Origin of the sequence: Virgibacillus salexigens, assembly GCF_014905415.1 — a bacterium.
Taxonomy (GTDB): Bacteria; Bacillota; Bacilli; order Bacillales; family Amphibacillaceae; genus Virgibacillus; species Virgibacillus salexigens.
In genome coordinates this window covers 1,058,432-1,083,024 of record NZ_BNEO01000002.1, presented here as the reverse complement: position 1 = coordinate 1,083,024, position 24,593 = coordinate 1,058,432, and the positions used below count along the sequence as shown (strand labels likewise).

The 24,593-nt window shown below is 36.2% G+C and carries 33 protein-coding genes and 2 tRNA genes; 30 read left to right on the top strand and 5 right to left on the bottom strand.

The genetic code is table 11. The features are described 5' to 3' along the window. The first annotated feature begins 90 nt into the window (after positions 1-90). The 7 genes from JKP73_RS13465 to uvrC all read left to right on the top strand — a co-directional run bounded on the left by JKP73_RS13465 (position 91) and on the right by uvrC (position 7,451). Positions 91-1,782, top strand: a complete 1,692-nt coding sequence (locus JKP73_RS13465) for a long-chain-fatty-acid--CoA ligase (protein WP_021290931.1) — start codon at positions 91-93, stop codon at positions 1,780-1,782. A 121-nt stretch (positions 1,783-1,903) separates the two neighbouring features. Further along, the gene (gene fadR / locus JKP73_RS13460) at positions 1,904-2,488 is read left to right on the top strand and encodes a fatty acid metabolism transcriptional regulator FadR (RefSeq protein ID WP_021290932.1); all 585 of its coding nucleotides are present in this window, start codon (positions 1,904-1,906) and stop codon (positions 2,486-2,488) included. A gap of 32 nt (positions 2,489-2,520) precedes the next feature. After that, entirely contained in the window at positions 2,521-3,294 is a 774-nt protein-coding gene (locus JKP73_RS13455) for an enoyl-CoA hydratase (RefSeq protein ID WP_021290933.1), read from the top strand. Positions 3,295-3,312: 18 nt separating this feature from the next. Beyond that, positions 3,313-4,086 (top strand): electron transfer flavoprotein subunit beta/FixA family protein, encoded by a 774-nt coding sequence (locus tag JKP73_RS13450; RefSeq protein WP_021290934.1) that lies wholly within the window; start codon positions 3,313-3,315, stop codon positions 4,084-4,086. A gap of 27 nt (positions 4,087-4,113) precedes the next feature. After that, positions 4,114-5,094, top strand: coding sequence for an electron transfer flavoprotein subunit alpha/FixB family protein (locus JKP73_RS13445; protein ID WP_021290935.1), 981 nt, complete (start codon positions 4,114-4,116; stop codon positions 5,092-5,094). A 162-nt stretch (positions 5,095-5,256) separates the two neighbouring features. After that, positions 5,257-5,571: a thioredoxin gene (gene trxA, locus JKP73_RS13440; protein WP_021290936.1), complete on the top strand. Its 315-nt coding sequence runs from the start codon at positions 5,257-5,259 to the stop codon at positions 5,569-5,571. Between the two features lie 89 nt (positions 5,572-5,660). Beyond that, entirely contained in the window at positions 5,661-7,451 is a 1,791-nt protein-coding gene (gene uvrC / locus JKP73_RS13435; protein ID WP_200411405.1) for an excinuclease ABC subunit UvrC, read from the top strand. A 34-nt stretch (positions 7,452-7,485) separates the two neighbouring features. Here the strand turns inward: uvrC and JKP73_RS13430 are convergent, their stop codons facing one another. Next, on the bottom strand, positions 7,486-7,926 hold the full coding sequence (locus tag JKP73_RS13430; protein WP_200411404.1) for a YslB family protein: 441 nt from the start codon (positions 7,924-7,926) through the stop codon (positions 7,486-7,488). A gap of 432 nt (positions 7,927-8,358) precedes the next feature. Here JKP73_RS13430 and JKP73_RS13425 point away from each other — a divergent pair, with 432 nt between their 5' ends. The 4 genes from JKP73_RS13425 (at position 8,359) to JKP73_RS13410 (ending at position 12,156) form a co-directional block, all read left to right on the top strand. Beyond that, entirely contained in the window at positions 8,359-8,973 is a 615-nt protein-coding gene (locus tag JKP73_RS13425) for a succinate dehydrogenase cytochrome b558 subunit (RefSeq protein ID WP_021290939.1), read from the top strand. 29 nt (positions 8,974-9,002) lie between these two features. Then, positions 9,003-10,766: a succinate dehydrogenase flavoprotein subunit gene (gene sdhA, locus JKP73_RS13420; RefSeq protein WP_200411403.1), complete on the top strand. Its 1,764-nt coding sequence runs from the start codon at positions 9,003-9,005 to the stop codon at positions 10,764-10,766. A 2-nt stretch (positions 10,767-10,768) separates the two neighbouring features. Continuing rightward, positions 10,769-11,533, top strand: a complete 765-nt coding sequence (gene sdhB, locus JKP73_RS13415; RefSeq protein ID WP_021290941.1) for a succinate dehydrogenase iron-sulfur subunit — start codon at positions 10,769-10,771, stop codon at positions 11,531-11,533. A gap of 188 nt (positions 11,534-11,721) precedes the next feature. Further along, complete coding sequence (locus JKP73_RS13410) at positions 11,722-12,156, top strand: acyl-CoA thioesterase (protein WP_021290942.1); 435 nt, start codon at positions 11,722-11,724, stop codon at positions 12,154-12,156. Positions 12,157-12,205: 49 nt separating this feature from the next. Here JKP73_RS13410 and JKP73_RS13405 read toward each other — a convergent pair whose 3' ends face one another. Continuing rightward, positions 12,206-12,430: a helix-turn-helix domain-containing protein gene (locus tag JKP73_RS13405; protein ID WP_010651078.1), complete on the bottom strand. Its 225-nt coding sequence runs from the start codon at positions 12,428-12,430 to the stop codon at positions 12,206-12,208. Between the two features lie 320 nt (positions 12,431-12,750). On the opposite strand from JKP73_RS13405, the gene JKP73_RS13400 reads away from it, so the two are divergent. From JKP73_RS13400 to JKP73_RS13365, 8 genes are all read left to right on the top strand, one after another. After that, positions 12,751-13,203, top strand: coding sequence for a MarR family winged helix-turn-helix transcriptional regulator (locus tag JKP73_RS13400; RefSeq protein ID WP_038243360.1), 453 nt, complete (start codon positions 12,751-12,753; stop codon positions 13,201-13,203). A gap of 148 nt (positions 13,204-13,351) precedes the next feature. Next, a complete protein-coding gene (gene racE / locus JKP73_RS13395) occupies positions 13,352-14,176 on the top strand; it encodes a glutamate racemase (protein WP_021290944.1) in 825 nt (274 codons plus the stop codon). Positions 14,177-14,268: 92 nt separating this feature from the next. Continuing rightward, positions 14,269-15,345, top strand: a complete 1,077-nt coding sequence (locus JKP73_RS13390) for a GerMN domain-containing protein (RefSeq protein ID WP_021290945.1) — start codon at positions 14,269-14,271, stop codon at positions 15,343-15,345. A 235-nt stretch (positions 15,346-15,580) separates the two neighbouring features. Then, positions 15,581-16,342: a ribonuclease PH gene (gene rph / locus JKP73_RS13385; RefSeq protein WP_021290946.1), complete on the top strand. Its 762-nt coding sequence runs from the start codon at positions 15,581-15,583 to the stop codon at positions 16,340-16,342. 2 nt (positions 16,343-16,344) lie between these two features. Continuing rightward, positions 16,345-16,947 carry an XTP/dITP diphosphatase gene (locus JKP73_RS13380; RefSeq protein WP_021290947.1) on the top strand — a complete coding sequence of 201 codons (603 nt, stop codon included), beginning with the start codon at positions 16,345-16,347 and terminating at the stop codon, positions 16,945-16,947. A 17-nt stretch (positions 16,948-16,964) separates the two neighbouring features. Further along, positions 16,965-17,474: a metallophosphoesterase gene (locus JKP73_RS13375; protein ID WP_038243362.1), complete on the top strand. Its 510-nt coding sequence runs from the start codon at positions 16,965-16,967 to the stop codon at positions 17,472-17,474. Positions 17,475-17,638: 164 nt separating this feature from the next. Then, a tRNA-Gly gene (locus tag JKP73_RS13370) sits at positions 17,639-17,712 on the top strand. A 14-nt stretch (positions 17,713-17,726) separates the two neighbouring features. Continuing rightward, a tRNA-Arg gene (locus tag JKP73_RS13365) sits at positions 17,727-17,800 on the top strand. 150 nt (positions 17,801-17,950) lie between these two features. Here JKP73_RS13365 and JKP73_RS13360 read toward each other — a convergent pair. The 3 genes from JKP73_RS13360 to JKP73_RS13350 form a co-directional block, all read right to left on the bottom strand. Continuing rightward, on the bottom strand, positions 17,951-19,057 hold the full coding sequence (locus JKP73_RS13360; RefSeq protein ID WP_200411402.1) for a site-specific integrase: 1,107 nt from the start codon (positions 19,055-19,057) through the stop codon (positions 17,951-17,953). Between the two features lie 182 nt (positions 19,058-19,239). Continuing rightward, positions 19,240-19,464: a helix-turn-helix transcriptional regulator gene (locus tag JKP73_RS13355; RefSeq protein ID WP_200411401.1), complete on the bottom strand. Its 225-nt coding sequence runs from the start codon at positions 19,462-19,464 to the stop codon at positions 19,240-19,242. A 138-nt stretch (positions 19,465-19,602) separates the two neighbouring features. Continuing rightward, a complete protein-coding gene (locus tag JKP73_RS13350) occupies positions 19,603-20,004 on the bottom strand; it encodes a helix-turn-helix domain-containing protein (protein ID WP_200411400.1) in 402 nt (133 codons plus the stop codon). 159 nt (positions 20,005-20,163) lie between these two features. On the opposite strand from JKP73_RS13350, the gene JKP73_RS13345 reads away from it, so the two are divergent. The 11 genes from JKP73_RS13345 to JKP73_RS13295 all read left to right on the top strand — a co-directional run bounded on the left by JKP73_RS13345 (position 20,164) and on the right by JKP73_RS13295 (position 24,592). Continuing rightward, complete coding sequence (locus JKP73_RS13345; protein ID WP_200411456.1) at positions 20,164-20,364, top strand: helix-turn-helix transcriptional regulator; 201 nt, start codon at positions 20,164-20,166, stop codon at positions 20,362-20,364. Positions 20,365-20,388: 24 nt separating this feature from the next. Then, on the top strand, positions 20,389-20,709 hold the full coding sequence (locus JKP73_RS13340; protein WP_200411399.1) for a DUF771 domain-containing protein: 321 nt from the start codon (positions 20,389-20,391) through the stop codon (positions 20,707-20,709). 14 nt (positions 20,710-20,723) lie between these two features. Further along, on the top strand, positions 20,724-20,945 hold the full coding sequence (locus JKP73_RS13335; protein WP_200411398.1) for a hypothetical protein: 222 nt from the start codon (positions 20,724-20,726) through the stop codon (positions 20,943-20,945). A gap of 2 nt (positions 20,946-20,947) precedes the next feature. Then, positions 20,948-21,214: a hypothetical protein gene (locus tag JKP73_RS13330; RefSeq protein ID WP_200411397.1), complete on the top strand. Its 267-nt coding sequence runs from the start codon at positions 20,948-20,950 to the stop codon at positions 21,212-21,214. Between the two features lie 294 nt (positions 21,215-21,508). Next, positions 21,509-22,165: a Rha family transcriptional regulator gene (locus JKP73_RS13325; RefSeq protein WP_200411396.1), complete on the top strand. Its 657-nt coding sequence runs from the start codon at positions 21,509-21,511 to the stop codon at positions 22,163-22,165. A 28-nt stretch (positions 22,166-22,193) separates the two neighbouring features. Continuing rightward, positions 22,194-22,379, top strand: coding sequence for a hypothetical protein (locus JKP73_RS13320; RefSeq protein WP_200411395.1), 186 nt, complete (start codon positions 22,194-22,196; stop codon positions 22,377-22,379). Next, positions 22,372-23,199, top strand: a complete 828-nt coding sequence (locus JKP73_RS13315) for a phage replisome organizer N-terminal domain-containing protein (RefSeq protein WP_200411394.1) — start codon at positions 22,372-22,374, stop codon at positions 23,197-23,199. Before JKP73_RS13320 ends, JKP73_RS13315 begins: the two co-directional genes overlap by 8 nt. 11 nt (positions 23,200-23,210) lie before the next feature. Next, complete coding sequence (locus JKP73_RS13310; RefSeq protein WP_200411393.1) at positions 23,211-24,011, top strand: ATP-binding protein; 801 nt, start codon at positions 23,211-23,213, stop codon at positions 24,009-24,011. Then, the gene (locus JKP73_RS13305) at positions 24,011-24,184 is read left to right on the top strand and encodes a DUF6011 domain-containing protein (RefSeq protein ID WP_200411392.1); all 174 of its coding nucleotides are present in this window, start codon (positions 24,011-24,013) and stop codon (positions 24,182-24,184) included. Before JKP73_RS13310 ends, JKP73_RS13305 begins: the two co-directional genes overlap by 1 nt. Continuing rightward, positions 24,177-24,338, top strand: a complete 162-nt coding sequence (locus JKP73_RS13300) for a hypothetical protein (RefSeq protein WP_200411391.1) — start codon at positions 24,177-24,179, stop codon at positions 24,336-24,338. Before JKP73_RS13305 ends, JKP73_RS13300 begins: the two co-directional genes overlap by 8 nt. Next, entirely contained in the window at positions 24,335-24,592 is a 258-nt protein-coding gene (locus JKP73_RS13295; protein ID WP_200411390.1) for a lysophospholipid acyltransferase family protein, read from the top strand. Before JKP73_RS13300 ends, JKP73_RS13295 begins: the two co-directional genes overlap by 4 nt. Position 24,593: the final 1 nt, after the last annotated feature.

Below are 24,593 nucleotides of genomic sequence, written 5' to 3'. Positions count from 1 at the left end.
AAAAATGTAATAAAAAATTTACATTAAATTTTAAAAAATTGAAATTAATCGGTATAATAGGTATAAAATAAGATAAAAGGAGGAGAAACCATGGAAAACACAAAAAGCTGGCATCAACATTATCCACCTGAGATTAAGCCCTCTATGCATTATGACGAAAAACCATTACATTCATTATTACAAAAAAGCGCAGAACGTTTCCCAAAAAAGAAAGCGCTTCATTTCATGGGTAAAGAGTTAGCTTACGAAGAGCTCTACACACAAGCAGCTAAAATGGCTAATTATCTTCAAATGCTTGGGATGGAAAAAGGCGACCGAATAGCTATCATGTTACCCAACTGCCCGCAGTCAGTGATTTGTTATTATGGTGCTTTAATGGCTGGCGGTATCGTTGTGCAAACCAACCCGTTATATAAAGAAAGGGAACTACAGTATCAATTGAATGACTCGGGAGCTACCTTTATCGTATGTCTGGACGTTTTATTGCCGCGAGTGACTAATGTAAAGGACAACACTGATCTTAAACATACAATAGTTGCATGTCTGAAGGACTATTTACCATTCCCCAAAAACATCATTTACCCATATATTCAAAAAAGACAATATAATATGGTAGTAAAAGCAGAGCAAGGAGAGGATATGCATACATGGGAATATATTATGGAAACGGCCAGAGCAACCTATGAGCCAGTAACGATTGATTCAAAAGAAGATTTGGCTTTATTACAGTATACCGGTGGAACAACAGGATTTCCAAAAGGAGTCATGTTAACACATTATAATCTGGTATCGAACGTAGAAATGTGTGACGCTTGGGTATACAAAACAAAACCTGGTGAAGAAATTGTGTTAGGGGTATTGCCGTTTTTTCATGTATATGGAATGACTGCTGTTATGAATAATTCGATACTTATTGGTGCGAAAATGATCCTGCTACCTAAATTTGACCCTACGGAGGTATTGAAAACCATTCACAAACAAAAACCAACATTGTTTCCTGGGGCACCTACGATTTATGTTGGTTTGTTAAATCATCCAAAATTAACAAATTACGATTTATCATCAATTGAAGCTTGTATCAGTGGATCAGCTCCTCTACCAACAGAAGTACAAGAGCAGTTTGAGGAGGTAACTGGGGGGAAGTTAGTTGAAGGTTATGGTTTAACTGAATCATCCCCGGTAACACATGCCAATTTTGTATGGCATCAACGAAGGAATGGTAGTATTGGTGTACCATGGCCGGATACGGATTCAAAGATCTTTAATATGGAAACAATGGAGGAAGCCGCAATTGGAGAAGTTGGGGAAATTGCAGTAAAAGGGCCTCAAATAATGAAGGGATATTGGAATAACCCTGAAGAAACGGATCAAGTATTGAAAGATGGATGGCTGTTTACAGGTGATTTAGGTTATCAAACAGAGGATGGCTATTTTTATATTGTTGATCGAAAGAAAGACATGATTATTGCTGGTGGGTATAATATTTACCCGAGAGAGGTAGAGGAAGTTCTATATGAACATGAGGCAGTACAGGAAGCGGTCGTTGCTGGTATTCCCGACCCATACCGTGGAGAAACAGTAAAAGCATACGTTGTGTTAAAACAAGGATTTAATCTAACAGAGGAAGATCTTAATACCCATTGTAGAAAGCATTTAGCCGCTTATAAAGTTCCAAAGAAATATGATTTTCGCGATGAACTTCCGAAAACAGCAGTAGGTAAAATACTACGCAGACAATTAGTCGAAGATGATACGAAAATAGAAGAAGCAACAACTATTTGAGCGAAAAGCTCTTTTTTTCCAATAACAAGTACAAGCTATCTATTGACATTAAGGGAAAAAGAAGCTATCATTATGAATGAATAATCATTCATTTTATGCTTGTAATTGTTAGGAGAGTACGATGAAAAAGAATAAACCGAAGTATAATCAAATTATTGAAGCGGCAGTAGAAGTTATTGCAGAAAATGGCTATCACGCTTCACAAGTATCTAAAATAGCAAAGAAAGCTGGCGTAGCTGACGGAACCATATACTTATATTTTAAAAACAAGGAAGACATATTAATTTCTGTGTTCGAAGAAAAAATGGGGCAATTTATTAACCATATAACCGAAGCTATTCAAAATAAGAACAATGCAAATGAGAAGCTGTACGAATTAATTCAGCTGCATTTCAGTCAATTAAGTAAGGATCCTCATTTAGCAGTTGTCACGCAGTTAGAATTAAGGCAGTCAAATCCTGAATTAAGATTAGAAATTAATAATGTACTGAAACCATATTTGACAGTAATTGACTCGATTGTTCAAGAGGGAATGAAAGAAGGTATTTTCCGAAATAGTTTGAATATACCACTTGTTCGTCAAATGATTTTTGGTACACTAGATGAAACGGTTACAAATTGGGTTATGAAAGAAAGGAAATATCAACTGATAGAGCAAGCTAAAGAGGTTCATACCCTTTTAACCGAAGGTCTAACCCTATCATAACAACACATTCTTTGGAAAAAGGAGGAGAAACTTTGGGGACACTAGCTTTAAATATTGAGAGCCAAGTAGCGTATTTAACGATTCAAAGTCCACCTGCAAATGCTTTATCTAGTACTCTATTAAATGATTTAGCTCATCAATTAGATGAAGTAGAAGCTGCTGAAAGCGTCAAGGCAGTTGTTATTAAAGGGGATGGGAAATTTTTTTCTGCCGGAGCAGATATCAAAGAATTTACTTCCTTGCAACAAGCATCTGATTATGAATCACTAGCAAAACGGGGGCAGGAATTATTTAATCGAATTGAACATTTCTCAATTCCTGTTATCGCATCTATTCATGGTGCTGCTTTGGGTGGTGGCCTGGAGTTAGCAATGGCTTGTCATATAAGAATTGTTACAGAGAATACGAAGTTAGGATTACCTGAAATCACATTAGGAATTATACCGGGATTTGCTGGTACACAGCGATTACCACATTACGTAGGTACAGCAAAAGCTTATGAGATGATTTTAACAGGGGAACCAATAACTGGTACAGAAGCATATTCGTTCGGGTTAGCAAATAAAGTGGTTCATGAGGAAATGTTGGAACAAGAAACCCAGCGCTTGGCAGAAAAAATTGCAGCAAAAGGAAAATTATCAATTAAACAAGTGATGCACCTATTACCGTATGCAAAAACCAAAAATTTTGATCTTGGGATTGAAGAGGAAGCTAGGGCCTTTGGTGAAGTATTCGGCACGGAAGATGCCAAAGAGGGTGTGCAGGCATTTATCGAAAAACGTAAACCAAACTTCCAGGATAGATAAACTAAAGGAGGAATTGATATGAATATTTATGTATTATTAAAAAAGACATTTGATACCGAAGAAAAGATAAATGTATCCAATGGCAAGATTGAAGAAGACGGGGCTGAATTCATCATTAATCCATATGATGAATATGCGGTGGAAGAAGCAATTAATCAGCGTGATGAACATGGTGGCGAAGTAACGGTTGTAACAATTGGTGACGAGGAGTCTGAGAAACAATTGCGTACTGCGCTGGCAATGGGAGCAGATAAAGCAGTACTCATTAATACGGAAGATGACCTTGAGGATGGCGATCAATTTACAACGGCTAAAATTTTGGAAGCGTTTTTTGAGGAAAAAGATGTGGATTTACTCCTTGCAGGAAATGTTGCCATTGATGAAGCAAGCGGTCAGGTTGGACCACGGTTAGCTGAATCATTAGGGATTCCATACATTACTACAATAACAAGTTTAAAGATTGATGGAGATAAGGTAAACATTGAGAAAGATGTGGAAGGTGATGTGGAAATTATTGAAGCTTCATTACCGGTTTTAGTTACTTGTCAACAAGGACTAAATGAACCGCGTTATCCATCACTTCCAGGGATAATGAAAGCAAAGAAAAAACCATTGGAAGAACTAGAAATTGATGATTTGGATTTGGATGAAGATGAAGTTGCTCCGAAATCAAAGACAATAGATATATTCTTGCCACCTGAAAAAGAAGCTGGAAGAGTTCTTGAAGGGGAAATGAATGATCAAGTAACAGAACTAGTTTCATTACTTAAACATGAATCAAAGGTACTTTAATCATAACGACAGAGAGGAGTAATTTACGTGAGTGATAAATTGTTAGTAATTGGTGAAGTAAAAGAAGGTTCATTACGAAATGTCTCTTATGAGGCAATTGCAGCAGCAAAGAAAATAAATGAAGAAGGTGAAATAGTAGGCGTTATTTGTGGAAATGGTGAACTTCAGGCGCTGGGAGAGGAAATGATTTATTACGGTGCTGATCGAGTCATTACCATTTCTCATGAACAATTAAAAGCTTATACTTCTGAAGGTTATGGACAGGCGATCTTAGCAATCGTAAACGAAGAGTCACCAACAAGTATTGTTATGGGGCATACGGCAATTGGTAAAGACTTAACTCCTAAGATTGCAAGTAAGTTGAATACTGGTTTGATTTCCGATGCTGTCGATATTGAAGTGGATGGGGATCATGTGCAATTTATTCGACCAATTTATTCTGGGAAGGCATTTGAAAAGAAGATCATTACTGATGGCCTGACCTTTTTCACCATTCGTCCTAATAATATTCCTGCACTTGAACGAGATGAAGCACGCTCGGGTGAAATCACACCAAAGGATCTCGAGATTACCGATATCCGTACGGTAATTAAAGATGTCGTAAGAAAAGCGTCAGAAGGGGTAGATTTATCAGAAGCCAATATTATTATAGCCGGGGGACGCGGCGTTAAAAGTGAAGACGGTTTCAAACCACTTTATGAATTGGCGGAAGTTTTAGGAGGAGCAGTTGGTGCTTCACGTGGAGCCTGCGATGCAGAATACTGTGATTATTCCTTGCAAATTGGGCAAACCGGTAAGGTAGTAACACCTGATTTATATATTGCTGTTGGGATATCAGGGGCTATTCAACATCTAGCTGGAATGTCTAACTCGAAAGTAATTGTAGCCATAAATAAAGACCCAGAAGCCAATATTTTTAATGTAGCGGATTATGGCATTGTTGGGGATTTGTTTGAAGTGATTCCGTTGTTGATAGAAGAGATAAAAAAGCTTAAAGTAACGGTATGATAATGGAAGGCTCTGTAGATAGCTATTTACAGAGCTTTTTAATTATACTGTATAAGCATATTTCCAGTTGATTTTAATGAATAAGCAAAATATTAGTAAGGTAATACTAACGATGGTATACTCAACGTAAGAATTTAGCTTTATTTGAGGAGGAAGATACGAATGGCGATTATAAATGTATCAGATCAAAATTTTTCTAAAGAAACAGCAGAGGGTTTAGTATTAGCTGACTTTTGGGCACCTTGGTGCGGACCTTGTAAGATGATTGCACCTGTTCTTGAAGAAATTGATGGAGAAATGGAAGATAAAGTACAGATTGTAAAATTAGACGTAGACGAAAACCAAGAAACTGCAGGCAAATATGGCGTAATGAGTATTCCGACATTATTACTGTTTAAAGATGGTAATGTGGTAGACCAAGTAATTGGTTTCCAACCGAAAGAGGCATTAGTTGATTTAATTAACAAACATGCCTAAATAATGATATACTAATCAGTAGAATGTAAACAGAAAAATCCCTTGTTACTTGTTGTGACAAGGGATTTTTAAAGGGATTGGATGGACATATGAATCAGTTAATTAAAGAGAAACTAGCTGTACTTCCTGCTAAACCAGGATGTTATATTATGAAAGATAAATATGATACCGTCATCTATGTTGGCAAATCTAAATTACTAAAAAGTCGCGTACGCTCTTATTTTACTGGGGCCAATGACCGTAAAACACAACGCTTAGTGCAAGAAATTGAAACCTTTGAGTATATTGTAACTTCTTCGGAAATAGAAGCATTGATTTTAGAAATGAATTTGATAAAAAAATATGATCCTAAATACAATGTCATGCTTAAAGATGATAAATCCTATCCATACTTAAAAATTACCTCAGAAAGACATCCTAGACTTTTAATTACAAGAAAGGTAAAAAAGGATAAGGGGAAGTATTTTGGACCGTATCCCAATGTTATCGCAGCTCGAGAAACAAAGAAATTACTTGATCGGCTTTACCCGCTTCGAAAATGTAACAATCCACCTGGAAGGCCATGTCTCTATTATCATATGCATCAGTGTTACGCTTGCAGTGAAACCCCTCCATCGAAAGAAAAATATGCGGACATTGTCCAGAACGTAGTTTCGTTTTTACATGGTGGATATAAGTCAATAAAAAAAGATTTAACGACAAAAATGCAAGAAGCTAGTGAGCAACTTAATTTTGAACGGGCAAAGGAACTACGTGATTTAATCCAGCATATCGAGTCGGTAATGGAGCAACAGAAAATGACGCTTAATGATCAGACCGATCGTGATATTTTTGCATATAGTTTTGACAAAGGATGGATGTGCATCCAAGTATTTTTTATTCGGCAAGGAAAGTTAATCGAGCGAGATGTAGCTATTTTTCCATTTTTTGATGAGGCAGAAGAAACCTTTATTAGTTATATCGGGAGATTCTATCTGCATCAGAATCATCTTAAACCAAAACAAATCCTTGTTCCAATAGGAACAGATGTTGAATTATTGAAGCATCTATTAGAAATCGATGTTCATACTCCTTACCGAGGGAGAAAAAAGGAACTCGTGGAGCTTGCTGCCGAAAATGCTAAAATATCACTAAAAGAAAAGTTCTCCATTATCGAGCGAGATGAAGAACGAACGATTGTTGCAATGGAACAATTGGGAGAAAAAATAAATATCGAAACTCCGCATCGCATCGAGGCTTTTGATAATTCTAATATCCAAGGAACGGATCCTGTTTCTGCAATGGTTGTATTCATTGACGGAAAGCCAAATAAGAAAGAGTACCGTAAATATAAGATTCGCGATGTAGAAGGTCCAGATGATTATGATACAATGCGTGAGGTTATTCGACGCAGATATAAACGAGTGTTAAAAGATAAATTGCCACTTCCTGATTTAATCATTGTTGACGGAGGGAAGGGGCAAATGAGCGCAGCATTGGATGTATTAGAAAATGAATTAGGATTAGATATTCCCTTATGTGGGTTAGCTAAGGATGATAAACATAAAACAAGCGAACTCCTATATGGCTTTCCGCCTGAAGTAATGGACTTAGATAGAAAGTCTCAGGAGTTTTATCTGGTACAACGAATACAAGATGAAGTCCATCGTTTTGCGATATCATTTCATAGACAGCTACGTGGGAAAAGTGCATTTCAATCAGAGTTAGATAAAATACCAGGTATAGGTGAAAAAAGAAGAAAATTATTATTGACCCATTTTAAGTCCATTAATGATATTAAGCATGCTGCAATTGAAGATTTGAGTAAATTAGGTATACCAAAAAACACGGCCCATGCCATAATTAAGCATTTAAATGGTTCTAAACTAGAAGAGCAGTAGGTGATAGATTCAGTTATCAACTACTGCTCTTTCTTTAATTTGTGAATACAGCAGTAATTTCAACCTGATGTATTCGTGAATGAATTGTCTCCACGCATTCACAATCATATTGTTGAATAATTTGTAGTGCCTCTGCTAAAAAACCACATTCTAGACGAAATTCAGCCTCGAACGAAGCGTTTAACCGTTTAGCGATGGAATCGGACATCAATTGAAAAGTCATTTCTTTTCGTTTATCTTTGACTAACTCTAATTTTCCCCAACCTAAATTATCGAAAATAAATACAATGTCTTCAATCGTCTGAAGCTCGAATTTTCTAGCAAGCATTCTCCCCATAAAATATAAGAGAGTAGGAGATTCCTTTCCTAATAATTCAGGTAAGCCTATGTATCGTAGAATATCATAACCGGCTCCTGCCGTATGTAATTCTTCAATTTCTGAAACGGATATCAAGGCATCACGTTTGTTTGTCATGAAGGTCATCCTCTCTTCTCAACCATAAAGTAAATCGTTAACCAATGGGGCATCTCCCCGCTTCCCTTCTTTGTTTTCAGAAATGTTTTCCTGATAAGGGGTGTTACAGCCCGTCAACCTTAATAAGGGATGAGCTAACGATGTACATACAGATACTAGTTATATTATCTATATAATCTAGCATTTACGCAAGTATACAAAGAGAAATCATTGATCTTTTCTGCAAGAAGTAGCGGAATAATATTTCTAAATTTTAAGGTACCGTTTTCTTGACGCTTTATAGAGTTAGAAGTACAATAAACATGTCACAAATTGTACAATATCAACTCGCAGAACTTTCCTTTTTTTATGAGATTGTATTGGGTTGATCTTTCGAATAATGTACAACAAATTGATACTAAACAATTGATTAAACTAAAGGGGGGTAACACATTGGCAGAGCATCGTGAGTTCTTAACTCGAAGATTACACTCATTCTTAGGCGTGGTTCCAATTGGTATTTTCTTGATTCAACACTTGGTGGTGAATCATTTTGCTGTTTATGGTGAAGAAAACTTCAATCAAGCTGCAGATTTCATGCATAACTTACCATTTCGATTACTGTTGGAATTTGTAGTAATTTACCTGCCTATTTTGTTTCATGCTATTCTAGGGGTTTATATTGTATTTGTAGCAAGGAACAATACAAAGAATTATGGTTTTTTCCGTAATTGGATGTTTGTCTTACAGCGTGTAACGGGAGTTATTACTTTTGTCTATCTAATCTGGCATGTTTGGGAAACTAGAATTGCAATCGGCTCACACGGAGCAGATTATAGCTTAATGGAAGGTATCCTTAGTAATCCAATTATGTTCTGGTTCTATATTATCGGACTAGTATCTACCGTTTTTCATTTTGCGAATGGGCTATGGAGCTTCTGCGTTACTTGGGGTATTACCCAATCGCCAAAGTCCCAAAAGATCGTTACATATGCAACCGTAATTGTCTTCTTAGCGTTAAGCTATGTTGGCATAAGAACATTAATTACATTTGCGTACGGGGTTTAAATTAATCGAAGAGGGAGTGAGTATTAGACATGAGTAATCGTAAAATTGCCGTAGTTGGCGGAGGGTTAGCTGGCTTAATGGCAACTATAAAAGCCGCAGAAGCAGGAGTCAATGTAGATCTGTTTTCTATTGTTCCTGTAAAGCGCTCTCACTCTGTATGTGCTCAAGGTGGTATTAATGGTGCAGTAAATACAAAAGGAGAAGGAGATTCTCCTTGGCTTCACTTTGATGATACAGTATATGGTGGAGACTTTTTAGCAAACCAACCGCAGGTTAAAGCAATGTGTGATGCAGCACCTGGTATTATACATATGTTTGACCGTATGGGGGTTATGTTTAATCGTACATCTGAAGGACTATTAGATTTTCGTCGTTTTGGTGGGACACAAATGCATCGTACAGCATATGCAGGAGCAACGACAGGTCAGCAATTACTTTATGCTGTTGACGAGCAAGTTCGTCGATATGAAGTAGAAGGTCTTGTTACAAAATATGAGAATTGGGAATTTGTTAGTGCCGTTATCGATGATGAAGGAGTCGGAAGAGGAATTGTGGCTCAAAATATTAAGTCACATGAGATGAAAGCTTTTCCTTCTGATGCAACTATTTTCGCAACAGGTGGTCCTGGTATTATTTTTGGTAAGTCAACGAACTCCATGATTAATACAGGTTCTGCGGCCAGCAAGTTATACCAGCAAGGCGCAAAATATGCGAATGGAGAATTTATTCAAATCCATCCAACTGCCATCCCTGGCGATGATAAATTACGTTTAATGAGTGAATCAGCACGTGGTGAAGGTGGCCGAATTTGGACCTATAAAGATGGTGAACCATGGTACTTCTTAGAAGAGAAATATCCTGCTTATGGTAACCTAGTCCCACGTGATATTGCTACACGTGAGATCTTTGATGTTTGTGTTAATCAGAAGTTAGGGATAAACGGAGAAAATATGGTCTATCTTGATTTATCTCATAAAGATCCAAAGGAGCTTGATGTTAAGCTTGGTGGTATTATTGAAATCTATGAGAAATTTGTTGGAGAAGACCCGAGAAAAGTTCCAATGAAAATCTTCCCAGCAGTACATTATTCAATGGGTGGACTATGGGTAGATATCGACCAAATGACAAGTATCCCTGGAATCTTTGCAGCTGGCGAATGTGATTATTCACAGCATGGCGGCAATCGTTTAGGAGCAAACTCTTTACTTTCTGCAATTTATGGTGGATCTGTTGCAGGACCAAGTGCAATTAAATATATTGAAGGTTTGGACAAACATATTGATGATCTGCCTTCAAGCTTATATGAAGAGAAAGAACAAGAAGAACAAGATAGTTTTGAGAAAATGATGAAAATGGATGGAACCGAAAATGCGTATCAGCTTCATAAAGAACTAGGTGAATGGATGACGGATAACGTTACAGTAGTTCGTGAAAATAACAAACTACTAAAAACGGATGAAAAACTTAAAGAACTCCAGGAACGCTGGGATAATATTAATATTAATGATACCTCTCGCTGGAGTAATCAGGGAGTAATGTTCACACGTCAATTAAAAAATATGCTTCATCTTGCGCGTGTAATTACCCTCGGTGCTTATAACCGTAATGAAAGCCGTGGGGCTCATTATAAACCGGAATTTCCTGATCGAAATGATGAAGAATGGTTAAAAACGACAATTGCGCAATTTGATCAAACATCTAATTCACCGGAATTCTCCTATGAGGATGTTGATGTATCACTAATTAAACCACGAAAACGTGATTATACGAAAAAAAGTGAAGGGAGTAAGTAAGAATGGCTGATAAGCAGACAGTTACTTTTATAATAACTAGACAAGACGGCCCTGATTCTGCTCCTTATAAGGAAACGTTTAACATTCCGTACAAAAAAAATATGAACGTTATATCTGGATTAATGGAAATTCGCCAAAATCCAGTCAATGCCAATGGAGAGAAAACGACACCGGTACAATGGGATATGAACTGTTTAGAAGAAGTATGCGGGGCTTGCTCCATGGTGATTAACGGAACAGCTCGCCAATCTTGTGCCGCACTTATCGATCAATTGGAACAACCAATACGACTAGAGCCAATGTCGACGTTTCCAGTAGTACGAGATCTAATCGTGGATAGAGATCGTATGTTCGATGCGCTTAAACAGGTGAAAGCTTGGATCCCGCTAGACGGTACGCATGACTTAGGTCCTGGGCCACGTATGCCAGAGAAAAAGCGTCAATGGGCTTATGAGTTATCAAAATGTATGACTTGTGGTGTTTGCTTGGAAGCTTGTCCAAACGTAAACGATAAATCCAACTTCATTGGACCTGCTGCTTTATCGCAAGCACGTTTGTTTAATGCACATCCAACAGGCGAGCTAAATGCCAGTGAGCGCTTAAATGGTTTGATGGAAGATGGCGGAATCGACGGATGTGGAAATGCACAAAATTGTGTAGAAGTTTGTCCAAAAGGAATTCCACTTACTACATCTATTGCTGCCATGAACCGTGCAACAAATATTCAAGCATTCAAAAACTTCTTTGGAAGTGACCACGCACATTAAAAAGATAGTTAAAAGAGGCCCTACCCAGATGGTTGGGCCTTTTTAAAAGGGAAGAAAGATACAATCCAAATAGATTACATACAGGAGAATAGCGCTCTACTTGGTATTTGATAATCACAACCATTTATTTCCCAAATGGATCAGTAGTGTTTTTAAGAGCATATTTTTAAACAAGGAAGGGATGTCGATTGCGCATTTCATACATAGATAATCTAGAAACATGGCGAGCCTCTTTTTTATTTTTCATACCGATAAAAGTCCGCTTTTCAGAGACAGACTTATTCGGTCATGTGAATAATACATCGCCATTTATATATTTTGAACAGGCTCGAATTGAATTCCTGAAATCCAAAGGTTTGTTTGTGGAAGAGGGAGAAGTTGGAGCGATTCCAGTTGTATCCGATTTACAATGTGACTACATTCAACAAATGTACTTTGACCAATCTTTTCGTGTATATGTTAAGGCAAATCATGTAGGAAAATCCTCCATTGATCTGCATTATATGGTATTAAATGATAAAGAGGAGATTTCATTAACAGGAAGAGGTAGACTCGTCTATATTGATCCGAAGACAGGGAAAACTGTTCCTTTACCTGATGAGATGAAAACGTCCTTAATCTGAAGTAAAACACAAACCTAAATCGGCTTTCCTAAATGGAAAGCCGATTTGATTAGAGCTTCAATTCCCCCATGCGAAGGAGCTCTACTACAGCCTGTGAACGCCCCTTAACTCCTAGCTTTTGCATAGCATTTGAAATGTGGTTGCGGACAGTTTTCTCTGAAATAAATAATTCCTGGGCAATTTCTTTTGTTGTTTTATCTTGTACCAACAGCTCGAAAACTTCTTTTTCTCGTTTAGTTAATAATTGCTTCGGTTTATACTCGTTGTCCTTCAAATGTTAACCCCTCCTTGCTGTCAATAGAGCTGCAGAATGAAGGGAAATTATTTAGTCAATATAGCTTATGTGAAATCATTGATTCGGTGCGTACATTTGCCAGGGTACAAACGAATTCTTTGAAAAGAATTTTTACCTTCCATATTTACCCGATAAACGAAGAATAATGCAGGTAATTTTGGTTGTATTAGCAAAAAATACATCTTCGAATAAAATGAATGAACTGCTAATGTTTCATTGTAAATGAATATTGCTTTACGGGAGTCTGTTTCATTATGTAAAATAACTATATACATGTAATTATTGTAGGAGGTCACTTTGTGAGATCGTACGAAACATCAGACGCCATTAATCGAATTGAAAAACGAATGCGATATATATCTGGAATTATTAAACAAAAAGGGAGACAGATTTTAAATAATTACCCGATAACTTCTCCACAGTTTGTTGCACTGCAATGGCTATTAGAAGAAGGAGATATGACGATTGGTGAATTGTCAAACCGTATTAGCCTTGCGTTTAGCACGACAACAGATTTAGTTGATCGTATGGAGAAAAATAAGCTAGTTGAAAGAGTGCGAGATTCGAAGGATAGACGTGTCGTTCGAATTCATGTACTGGAAAAAGGGGAGACAATTATTCAAGAGGTTATTGAGAAACGACAAGCATATCTAGGAGAAGTATTGGAAGACTTTTCAGAGGAACAAATTGAAGGTTTACATGAATTGCTTTCCTATCTACATGAACAAATGAAAGAAGTAGACAAAAAATAATAAGAAGTTTTTAAGAGAGAAGCTATTTCAATTTCCCGTAGTGCAATGTAAAATGGATACATTCAGCAATAATTTCACTTTATATGAAGTTAGAGTGGAATGGGGTTGAATGTAATGAGAACAAAACTTCAAAGAAGAGGCGATACTGGTGAAGCAAGCAATTGGGGTCATTGATTCTGGTGTTGGGGGATTAACGGTAGCACATGAACTAATGCGACAGTTACCAAAAGAAAAATTAATTTACTTAGGTGATACGTCTAGATGCCCTTATGGACCAAGATCAAAAGAAGAAGTCCAGCAATTTACTTGGGAAATGGTTAATTTCTTACTTGAAAAAGATATTAAAATGCTAGTTGTGGCCTGTAATACTGCTACCGCATTTGCATTGCAATCGTTAAAAGAAAACTTGAATATACCTGTAATTGGAGTAATTCAGCCAGGATCAAGAGCTGCTATTAAATTTACGAAGACCAATCATGTAGGTATTATTGGTACAGAAGGTACGGTTAGGAGCAATGCATATACCAATGCGCTTAAGAATATAAAAGATGAATTGGAAGTATCAGCTCTGGCATGTCCGATGTTTGTACCAATGGTAGAACAAGGTATTCTTGAAGGACAACAAGCCAGGGAGGTAGTAGAAGATACGTTATCTCCACTACTGCAATATAGTAAAATGGATACCTTAATATTAGGATGCACACATTATCCTTTATTAAAAAATACGATTCAATCCGTTGTTGGTGAAGAAATAACAATTATATCTTCAAGTGAAGAAACAGCCAGAGAAACAAGTACGATTTTAGATGTGCATCACCTGTTGAATAAAGACGATTATTACCCTGTTCATCAGTTTTATACAACAGGCGATTTAGAAATCTTTATTGAAATTTCAAGAAGTATATTTAAAGAACCCCATTTACAGATGGTTACAATTGAACAAGCAAATTTACATCAATTACAGGATTCTTGATCAAAGAATCCTGTATTTTTTTTCATTGCTTGGTCTATTTTCACTCTAGGCTCGTATATATAATAGTACAAACCATCGTAGGAGGGAAAAATATGCACAAGCGCGGATTACTAATAGCAGGGACATTAACGATGTCCGTTATATTAGCAGGATGCTTTCAGGGGGAACAATCATTAAAGGAAGAAATGGATCCGCCACAAAATGCGGAACCAGTTGATAACTTGGAAGATTCACAATCAGGAGAACAGAAGGAAAATGCTAAAGAAGGCGAGCAGCCAAAGAGTGAAACGGTTGCAAGAGAACTTTATCTTATGGACGCAAATGGAATGGTCGCATCCCAAACATTAGAACTGCCAAATCCAGAATCAAAGGAAGTAGCTTCCCAAGTGTTGGAGTATCTCGTTAAAGATGGTCCAGTAGCGCAGATCTTGCCAAATGGATTTCAGGCAGTGTTACCAGCTGGCACAGAGGTGTTGGGAATTGACCTGCAAGAAGACGGAACCATGATTGTTAATTTATCTGAAGAATTTTCGAACTATGAAGCGAACGACGAAAAGAAAATACTTGAGGCAGTTACTTATTCCTTAACTCAATTTGAAAATGTCAAAGACGTTCAATTACAGATGGAAGGAAAAGCCTTAAGCGAGATGCCAGTTAATGGCACACCGATCAGCCAAGGATACTCAAGAGCTAATGGAATCAATGTTACGGATACAGGTACTTCTGACTTAATGCAAAGTAAAACGGTTACGATGTTTTACCCTGCGGAACATGATGAAAATCGTTACTATGTACCGGTAACTCAATATGTTGAACAAAAACAAGATGCTGATGAACTAAGTGCCATAGTAGAGAATCTTGTTGATGGGCCAGGTGTACAAAGCAATGTCACCCAAGTATTTAATCCTACGACGACGTTAACAAGTAAGCCATCCTTGAAAGATGGTATCTTACAACTTCAATTCAATAATGATATTTTAAAAGATGGGGAAAAGGCAGTGATTTCTGATGAGGTCATGGAAACAATCGTACGTACGATGACAGAAGTTAAAGGGGTCGATGCCGTCCAAGTAAGTGTTGAAAATGTGGAACAGCTAGTTAATGAAAATGGGGAAGCTTACACGGAACCAGTAACTAAACAGCAATTTACTCCTACGGAAGAAATATAATTAGGTCGAGGCTTTCAGCAAGCCTCTTTTTTTTATGCTTTTATTCAAGGTAAATGGCAATAATATCCTTATAGATAAGATGATTATAAAGAGGATACGTAGGGATAAGCGCAAATCCCATGTTTGAAGAATTATCTTATGCTATATGCATGGATAAATTAGTATAGCATGTATTTCTATAGTGGTTTCGATAAAAAATATGTTAAGCTAATGATTGAACGAAGGAGGAGTTAAGATGAGAAATGATCAACGAAACCGTAACAGTTTACGACCAATTACAATCATAACGAATTTCCTGCAGCATCCGGAAGGTTCTGTACTGATTCAAGTAGGTGATACAAAAGTAATTTGCAATGCTAGCATTGAAGATAGAGTTCCTCCATTCATGCGTGGCCAAGGGAAGGGCTGGATTACAGCAGAGTATGCAATGCTGCCTAGGGCTACCGAACAACGGAATATACGAGAATCGTCAAAAGGTAAGGTTAGTGGCAGGACGATGGAAATACAACGATTAATTGGAAGAGCTTTACGGTCAGTTGTTGATTTAGATAGTATTGGTGAGCGAACCGTATGGGTTGATTGTGACGTCATTCAAGCTGATGGTGGTACAAGAACGGCTTCGATTACGGGAGCATTTGTAGCTGTAGTATTAGCTTTTTCGACTTTAATAGAGAATAAAACGCTTAAGAAAATGCCAGTAACGGACTTTCTTGCAGCAACTTCTGTAGGCGTTTTACCTGATAATAGCGAAATCCTTGATTTAAATTATCAAGAAGATTCCCAAGCACTTGTAGATATGAACATCGTAATGACTGGTTCCGGTGAATTTGTAGAAATTCAAGGAACGGGAGAAGAAGCCACGTTTAGCAATAAGCAACTTCAGGCTATGTTGCAGTTAGCAGATGAAGGAATGCAACGTATATTTGAAAAGCAACGTGAAGCACTAGGTGAGTATGCAAATCACATCGGTGAGCTCGTTGACGAAAAAGGAGAATAATAATGAAACAAATTATTATTGCTACAAAAAATAAAGGCAAGGCGACAGAGTTTAAAGAATTTTTTAATGCATATGATATGGCTGCTGTATCATTGAATGAACGAGAAGAACTGCCTGACGTAGAAGAAACGGGTGAAACATTTGAGCAAAATGCTGCATTAAAAGCTGAAACCATTGCCAATATCTTATCTCAGCCAGTACTTGCAGATGATTCAGGATTGATTATTGATGCTTTAGACGGCAGGCCAGGTGTCTATTCAGCGAGATATGCTGGAGAGGATAAAAATGATCAAGCAAATATAAACAAAGTATTGACTGAATTAGAAGGCGTACCACAAAAAGATCGAACGGCAAGGTTTATATGTGTATTAGCAGTTGCAAGGCCAAACACAGAAACCCAATTTTATCAAGGAATATGTAATGGTCATATTTCAATTGCTCCAAGTGGAAAGAATGGGTTCGGTTATGATCCAATCTTTATTCCTGATGGATATCAAGAAACGATGGCAGAGTTATCTCCGAAAGTGAAAAATCAAATTAGCCATCGTAAGAACGCGATCTTACAGTTAGAAGAAACCATACGTAAAAATCGATCATTATACTAAGGAATAGGATGATTTCAATGGCAAAAGTACTTATTTTAAGTGACAGCCATGGGTTAACTGACGAATTAGACAAGATTAAAGCACGTCACGATGTCGATTATCGAATTCATTGCGGAGATTCGGAGTTAGATTTGGACGAACCACCAATGGCTGGATTTTATACAGTTATGGGGAACTGTGACTTTGATACAAGGTACCCAGAAGAACAGATGTTATCAATTAATGGACTAACCTTTTTCATTGTCCATGGCCATCTCCACCAAGTGAAAGCAAATTTGATGCATGTTTCTTATCGAGCAGAAGAATTAGGTGCTCAAATTATTTGTTTTGGCCATACACATCTTGCTGGAGCTGTACAACAAGGAGATCAATTATTGATTAATCCTGGAAGCATTAGGCTTCCACGTATGCGTAAAGAAAAAACATACGCAATAATGGAATGGGAATCAAAAGCATCGATATCCGTTGAGTTCTTTACTGCAGATGGTAAGGTGATTGATGACTTACAATACGAGGCAAAATTATAATCTTTAAAACTCATCCATTGAATGTAATAAGAATGGATGAGTTTTTTAATGGATTTACTAGAAAGTATTGACAAACCACCTATAAGTTTATATAATGATTCTTGTCCGTTAAAAACGAGTCATTACATATTACTTAATTTATAAGCGTTTATCTCATAAAAATTGCGGGTGTAGTTTAATGGTAAAACCTCAGCCTTCCAAGCTGATGACGAGGGTTCGATTCCCTTCACCCGCTCCATACATAAAAATTTTGTCCCAGTAGCTCAGCAGGATAGAGCAACAGCCTTCTAAGCTGTGGGTCGCAGGTTCGAATCCTGCCTGGGACGTCATTAAGAAAATATAGGTTAAGATTAATAAAGATAAAAAATGCGTTTAAATGTTGATAGGTTAACATTTAGGCGTATTTTTTTATTGTATTTAAAGCTGGTAAGAAGTCGATTTAAAACGATATAAATTGATTTCATTTTACACATATTTTACACAACCATATTATCAAATATGTTGGTTGTATTTTTCTCATCTTGTTCACGTAATTCTTTAAGCAAATGAGCGTAGTGATTCATTGTAGTATCTATATCAGAGTGGCCTAATCTTTCCGAAACATAATATATAGATATCTTCTGGTAAATTAATACACTTGCGTGAGTATGTCTAAGACCATGAACTGTAATTGAATCGATATCTAAATCATTTAATACAGTATTGAGTAACTTGTTAGCAGCGTTATTACTGATTACTTTATATTTTGATTGAGGACTAAAGAAAACAAGACGATGAATATTATCTGGCATCGAATTGAACAAATTATTAAAAGCTACCATTGTTCGCTTATCCATTTTAATAACACGATTAGAATTTTCATTCTTAGTCTTTCCAAAACCCTCTTCCATTTTCTTTGTATAGCCCCAGGTTTTGCTTATCGTTATCTCATTATTATCAAAATCAAAGTCCTTGCGAGTCAATCCAACAATCTCTCCAAAACGCATTCCAGATGTAAGTCCTAACAGCAATAAATAATAGCCCAACGATTTATTTAAGCGTTTATATATTTCATTTAATAATTTTGTACTATCCTCATAATTTAGATGTTTTTGATCAGATCGTTTTGATTCTTCCCCAGAGAAAACCACGTTTCTTGTGAAATCGGATCTTATAATACCTTCGTCAATTGCATCCTTCACACATGCTCGAATATGAGTATTTAATTTCCTTACTGTTGTTTTAGCATGGCCATCTGCATATTCGTTTAAAAAAGTTTGATATGAGCGTTTTGTTATCTGTTGAAGGGGTTTATCCCCGAAATACTCTTTTACGGTTTGAAGAGTGTTCCTGTACCTTTCTAAAGTATTGCTAGATATATTAGTTTTATAAAGATTTAACCAATCCTCAAAGTATTGATCAAAAGGTTCCAAATTTAAATGTGGTACAATTCCTTTTCTTAATTCTGATTCAACCTCAGAAGCTGCTACTTGAGCCTCTTTTTTTGTTTTAAATCCTGCTTTTCTTATTGGTTTGGATTTACCGTTTACCATACGACTAATAGTGTATTGCCACGTCTTACCGCGTTTTGTGAAACTTGCCATGATGATACCTCCAATTTTTTTTATAGAAAACTAGAACATTTGTTCTTTTTATGATACAATGATTTCAAGAAAGTTACAAATATATTAAAAAGGTGTAACAATTACCAATGAATTTATTACCAAAATGTGGTATAAATAAAGTAAGTTGTTTGGCTTACTTTGTCGTTGAGTAGATACTAAATCTACTCGTTAGAACCTACTTCAATCCATTCGTAAAGATCTTCGATACGACAATTTAATATAGATGCAATGTTCTTAGCAACCTGTAAAGACATCTTCTGCCGATCGAGAACATACTTACTGATTTGTTGTTTTGTGACGCCGAGCTTATCAGCTAATTCTTGCTGAGTCATAAATGATTGATCCAAACGAAATTGAAGCAGGCATCTTCCGACTTTATAAGCCAAATAGACACCTTCCTTATTTAGTTTTTTTAAACACTTCTTAAAGGCGGCGATGTTATGACAGATGATGTTTTAGTTTTACTTGTCCATTTTGTGAATATTGTTAATAGCAGGGAAGAAAAGATTAAAAAGTAGATGAACTTATTTATTCATATTATCGTAAAAGTCTACTGTAAATCTAATACTTTCAAGAAACTTTTCCCTTTCTTCGTCTTTTAAAGAAAGGGTCTTTTCAATTAGCCCTTTTAGAAGTTGGATATCTTTGATGTCCATTTCCTTTGCCATTTCTAATGCTCTTTGCAAATCGTCTGCCGAATTTGCTTGCGAGTTAGAAGGGAATAAATCATCAACTTTCACATTAAGAGCTCTTGCTATTTTAAAAATTGCATTTTGTTCAGGGGCGTTAGTCCCTTTTTCATATGATGAAATGGTGTTGTGCTTAACACCAATTTTCTCTCCTAATTCTTTCTGAGTTAACCCTTTCTTTTTCCGTTCTTCTTTAATTCTTTCTCCGACGAATACTGCCAACTCTTTTTCATTCATTACTACTACTCCTTCAACTAAAATGTTACTACTATTATATCATATTGCATGAAGTTTTTATACATTTTTTTCACATTATATGAAGTTTATCGTTGACACCTAGGGTGGCTTCATGTAATATGAAATCATGTTGAAGGGGTTGGAGGTGATCAATTGGTAATTCAATGTAAGTTGGCAGGCATTAGAAAATACAACAACTTAACCCAAAAAGATATGGCCGACTTAATAGGTGTAGAGTTACGCACCTACGTAAACAAAGAGAAAGGAGTATCACAGTTTAAGTTAAACGAGATGTTTATTATCTCTAGAAAGTTTGGCAAAAGTATAGAAGAAATTTTTTTATTTGAAAACTTCATGTAACATGAAATAAATGGGGGGACAAAAATGCAGCAACTAGATGTTAGCTTATCGATTCCAATTCCAAAAGACACTGTACTTATTTCTAAAATAGAACTTCAAGAATTGCATAAACAGGAATTATCCGGTGTTTATTGGAATATGAAGGATCTAGAAAAACGAATTAACCGAAAAAGTGAATGGATTAAAGAGAATATCCTTTATCCTTCTAAATTCAGAAAAATTCTTGATATAGAAAATGGTGGGTTTGTCTTTTACCCAAAAAGCAAAGGGCAAACCTGGAGTTTTCAAGCTAATAAAATGGCAGAGTTTTTGGATAAACATTTTGGTCAAATATTCTCAAGATAGGGGGTAACCACTGGATGACACATGAAGAAATAGAATACTTCCGTAAACGTTTCAATGAAATCAATGAATCAAAAGAGCCAGTAAGAACAAACCGGTTATCAATTTTAATGACAGATATGGAACAAACCTATAACATACCTAATTTTTACTCTGCAGCGTTTAATTATCATAATCCTCAAGTGATTAAGCTTTATCGACAAGTTAGCTATGCAAGATTCTTTGAGGGGGTGAAATAGAAGTGGATGAATCTATTAATCTATCAATGTTCATGAAAAGTGATCAGGAAAACGCTGCTAAAAACCTAAGTAACTATGAGAAGGACATGATGCAGGGCTTAGAAAATGTACTATTAGCTGACTTTGGTGAAGCTGCTCAATCATTTAGAAACGCAGCTAATTGGATGGATAATATTGCTTTGTTACGTGATCAAAAGATTAATATTGATAATGCAACAGAAGAACTAACTGAAAAACAAAAGGAAGCTATTCGGAGGAATTTCTTTTGAGTAAGTTAACAGATCCAGATGTATTTTTCCCGATAGTCACCTTGGCAGTTTGGGTTGGAGTAATAATATTAATGATTTGAAGGAGGTGAGAACCATTGTATTCAGCAAAAGACTTTTCTATCAATCTAGCAGGAAGTTTGTCCGTTGTAGTGATGATTTTATTTCTTATGTAGACAAAAAAATAACTCACTGTTGGCGCAGCGAGTCGAACAAAGGATAAAAATTTGATAAATCTAGCTATATTATAGCTTATCGGTTTTCGTATGACAACAATCAATTTAGGAGGATGACCGTTTGGATAAATTAGTCTTTATTAAGAATAAGGAAGTCGTTACAGATAGTTTGACAGTAGCTCATGTATTTAAAAAGCGACATGACAATGTTATTAGAGATATTCGGACTTTAGAATGTAGTACGGAATTTTCACTCCTAAATTTTAAGGAGTCAAATTATGAAGTCCGAGGAAAGGAATATCCTATGTTTTATATTACTCAAGATGGATTCTCCTTTCTTGTTATGGGTTATACGGGAAAGAAAGCTGCAGAGTTTAAAGAAAAATATATTTCTGCCTTTCGAAAGATGGAAAAACAATTAAAAGAACCGAGAGTGCTTTCGGAAAAAGAACAGTTAATTGCATCTATGAAACTATCTCTAGATACATCTGAAGAACTGTCTGATGTGAAAGTAAAGGTTACTACCTTAGAATCTCGATTTAATAATGAACTGAAACTTAGTCATGGACAAGCTACATCATTAAATCATGCTGTGAAAAAGCGAGTTGAAAGGCTTTGGGATGAAGGTATAACAGGTGCATTAGAAACAAAACAACAAATGTATTCAAACATATATAGTCAATTATATCGAGCCTTTCATGCTCCTACTTACCGTGAAGTAAGACGATTAGATTTTGATGAATCGATGCAGTGGGTACGTTCTTGGAGACCTATATAATACTAAACCAACATGTAGGAGGATAACGATGCTAGTTCCTTATAAGGTATTGCTTCCAAAATGGGTGTATGAGCAACCAATTAGCGAGGATGAATTTTACTCTAGTGTACTGCAGTATATGCAACGTTATCCTCACTATCATGTCTTGTATGTAGAAAATGGCTTTGCAATATGTGAAAGGATTGCAAAAAAGGCAGGTGAACATAGTGAGTGAAGTGAAATGGATAAAGTTAAGTACCAAAATGTTTGAGGATGAAAAAATCAGACTAATTGAACAGATGCCAGAGGCTGATACCATTCTTGTCATTTGGATCAAATTATTATCACAAGCTGGTAAAACAAATGCAAGTGGATATATTTATCTAAGTGAAAATATTCCTTACACAGATGAAATGTTAGCAACAATTTTTAATCGTCCACTAAATACTGTACGACTAGCGTTAACTACTTTTAAAAATTTTGGAATGATTGAAATAGATGAAAAATCATTTATCAGTATTTCCAACTGGGAGAAACACCAAAATACAGCTGGACTAGAAAAAATAAGAGAACAAACAAGAAAAAGAGTAGCTAAACACCGTGAAAACAAAAGGTTGGAAGATGGAAAAGAGGAAAGTAACGTTACAGTAACGCAAGGTAACGGAACAGAAGAAGAATTAGAATTAGATATAGATAAAGAAAAAGATATAAATAATAAATACATTCGTGATCTTTTTGATCACTATATTTCAAAAAATATTATTCGCCATCAGAAATTAACTGATTCAATGAAAAGATCAATAAAAGCTAGATTAAGAGATTACAGTTATGAAGATTTAGCAAAAGCCATTGATAATTATGCCTCTGTTTATCACAGTAATATCCACTGGTTCAATCATAAATATCCGTTGGCTGATTTTATGAGAGACAAAGATGTTAGGAAGTTTCTTGATGAAGCCGATCCTTTAAGTAATTTTATGAGAAGGGGTTACGGAAAAGAACCAAAAACAAAAAATAATGGACAAGCCTTCAATCCTCAGAAGGATAGATTCTAGGAGGTGTAATCATGAAATCATTTAAAGATATTGCTGGAGAAGCCTTTCCTTTTAAAGAAGCAGGAGAAAAAGAATGTGAACGGTGTGGGACGGTATTCAAACTATATGATACTCCAAGAGGAATTATGGGAGCTTGCAAGCCTTGTACAGATGAACAGTTTAAGAAAAATTTAAATCTTCCATCACGAGATGATTACATAAAAAATAAAGATTTAAATTTTATTCTAAGTTTTGAACGTGTTACGAGTGACTTGAGAAGTGTATCAGTTAATTCATATAAGCCAGATTCTAGATATGATTCACAGTTAAAAGCAAAGCAGGCAGCGATAAAATTTGTTAAAGAATTTGATGGAAAAAGTTCCTTAGCTTTTAGCGGTTCCCCAGGACTAGGGAAAAGCCATCTTGCTTATGCGATTGCTAAAGCGATTAGAGATAAAAAGAAAAAGGTTCTATATATCAAAGTTACAGATCTCTTTGATCATATCAAGAATACTTATAGCAACCATTCAGGTATAACTGAGGAACAGATTTTCAAAATGATTAATGAACTAGACTTATTAGTTTTAGATGATATTGGATCTGAATACGTAAAGGCTAACGAAATGGGACATGAATCATGGGCATCGGATGTGTTGTACAAAGTCTTTGATATGCGCTTAGAGAAAGCAACAGTATGTACAACCAACTATTCAGAGAGTGAATTAAATAAAAAATATGGCAATAATGGTCCGAGAATTATTGATCGAATGATGGACATGGCCACTGCGGTCAGATTAGAAGGTGAAAGCTATAGAAGAAAGGAGCGCTTTTAATGAATCACACAGAATGCGCCACTTGTGGCAGAAAGCCAAAGGATAAAAAGAGCATTGAACGTGGTTACGGTCCTGTTTGTTATGAGAAGCATTTAAATGCCATTGCTGATGAAGAATTTGAAAAGAATCAATTGACGATATATGACGTGTTAGAGGAGGAAGCTCATGTGTAAAACATGCAACGGTACAGGCGGTCTAGCAATAGATAACGGCTACTTTTTGGAATTTAGACCATGCCCAGACAGTCATTGTGACTTTGTTCGGGATGATAGCGATTTGGAACGCTTAAAAGCTAGATTGGAGCAATCAATGAGGGAGTCGGCATGAATACAGCAAGCTTATCAAATGTACCTATTCTTCCAGAAACAGGTGGTTATGAATTTGTGCTGGAAGATTTAGAACTTGCTTTTCCTAAGCATCAACTCAAAGAAATTACTAAGCAATGGAACAATGGCAAGGACGTAGAGCAGATAGCTTTTAAGATTCGAAGGCATCCAGATGAAGTATTTCTGGCTCTATTCCATCAATCACGAAAAGGCAAAATAAAACGTCCGTTTGCTTATCGGATGAAGGAGGTCTAGT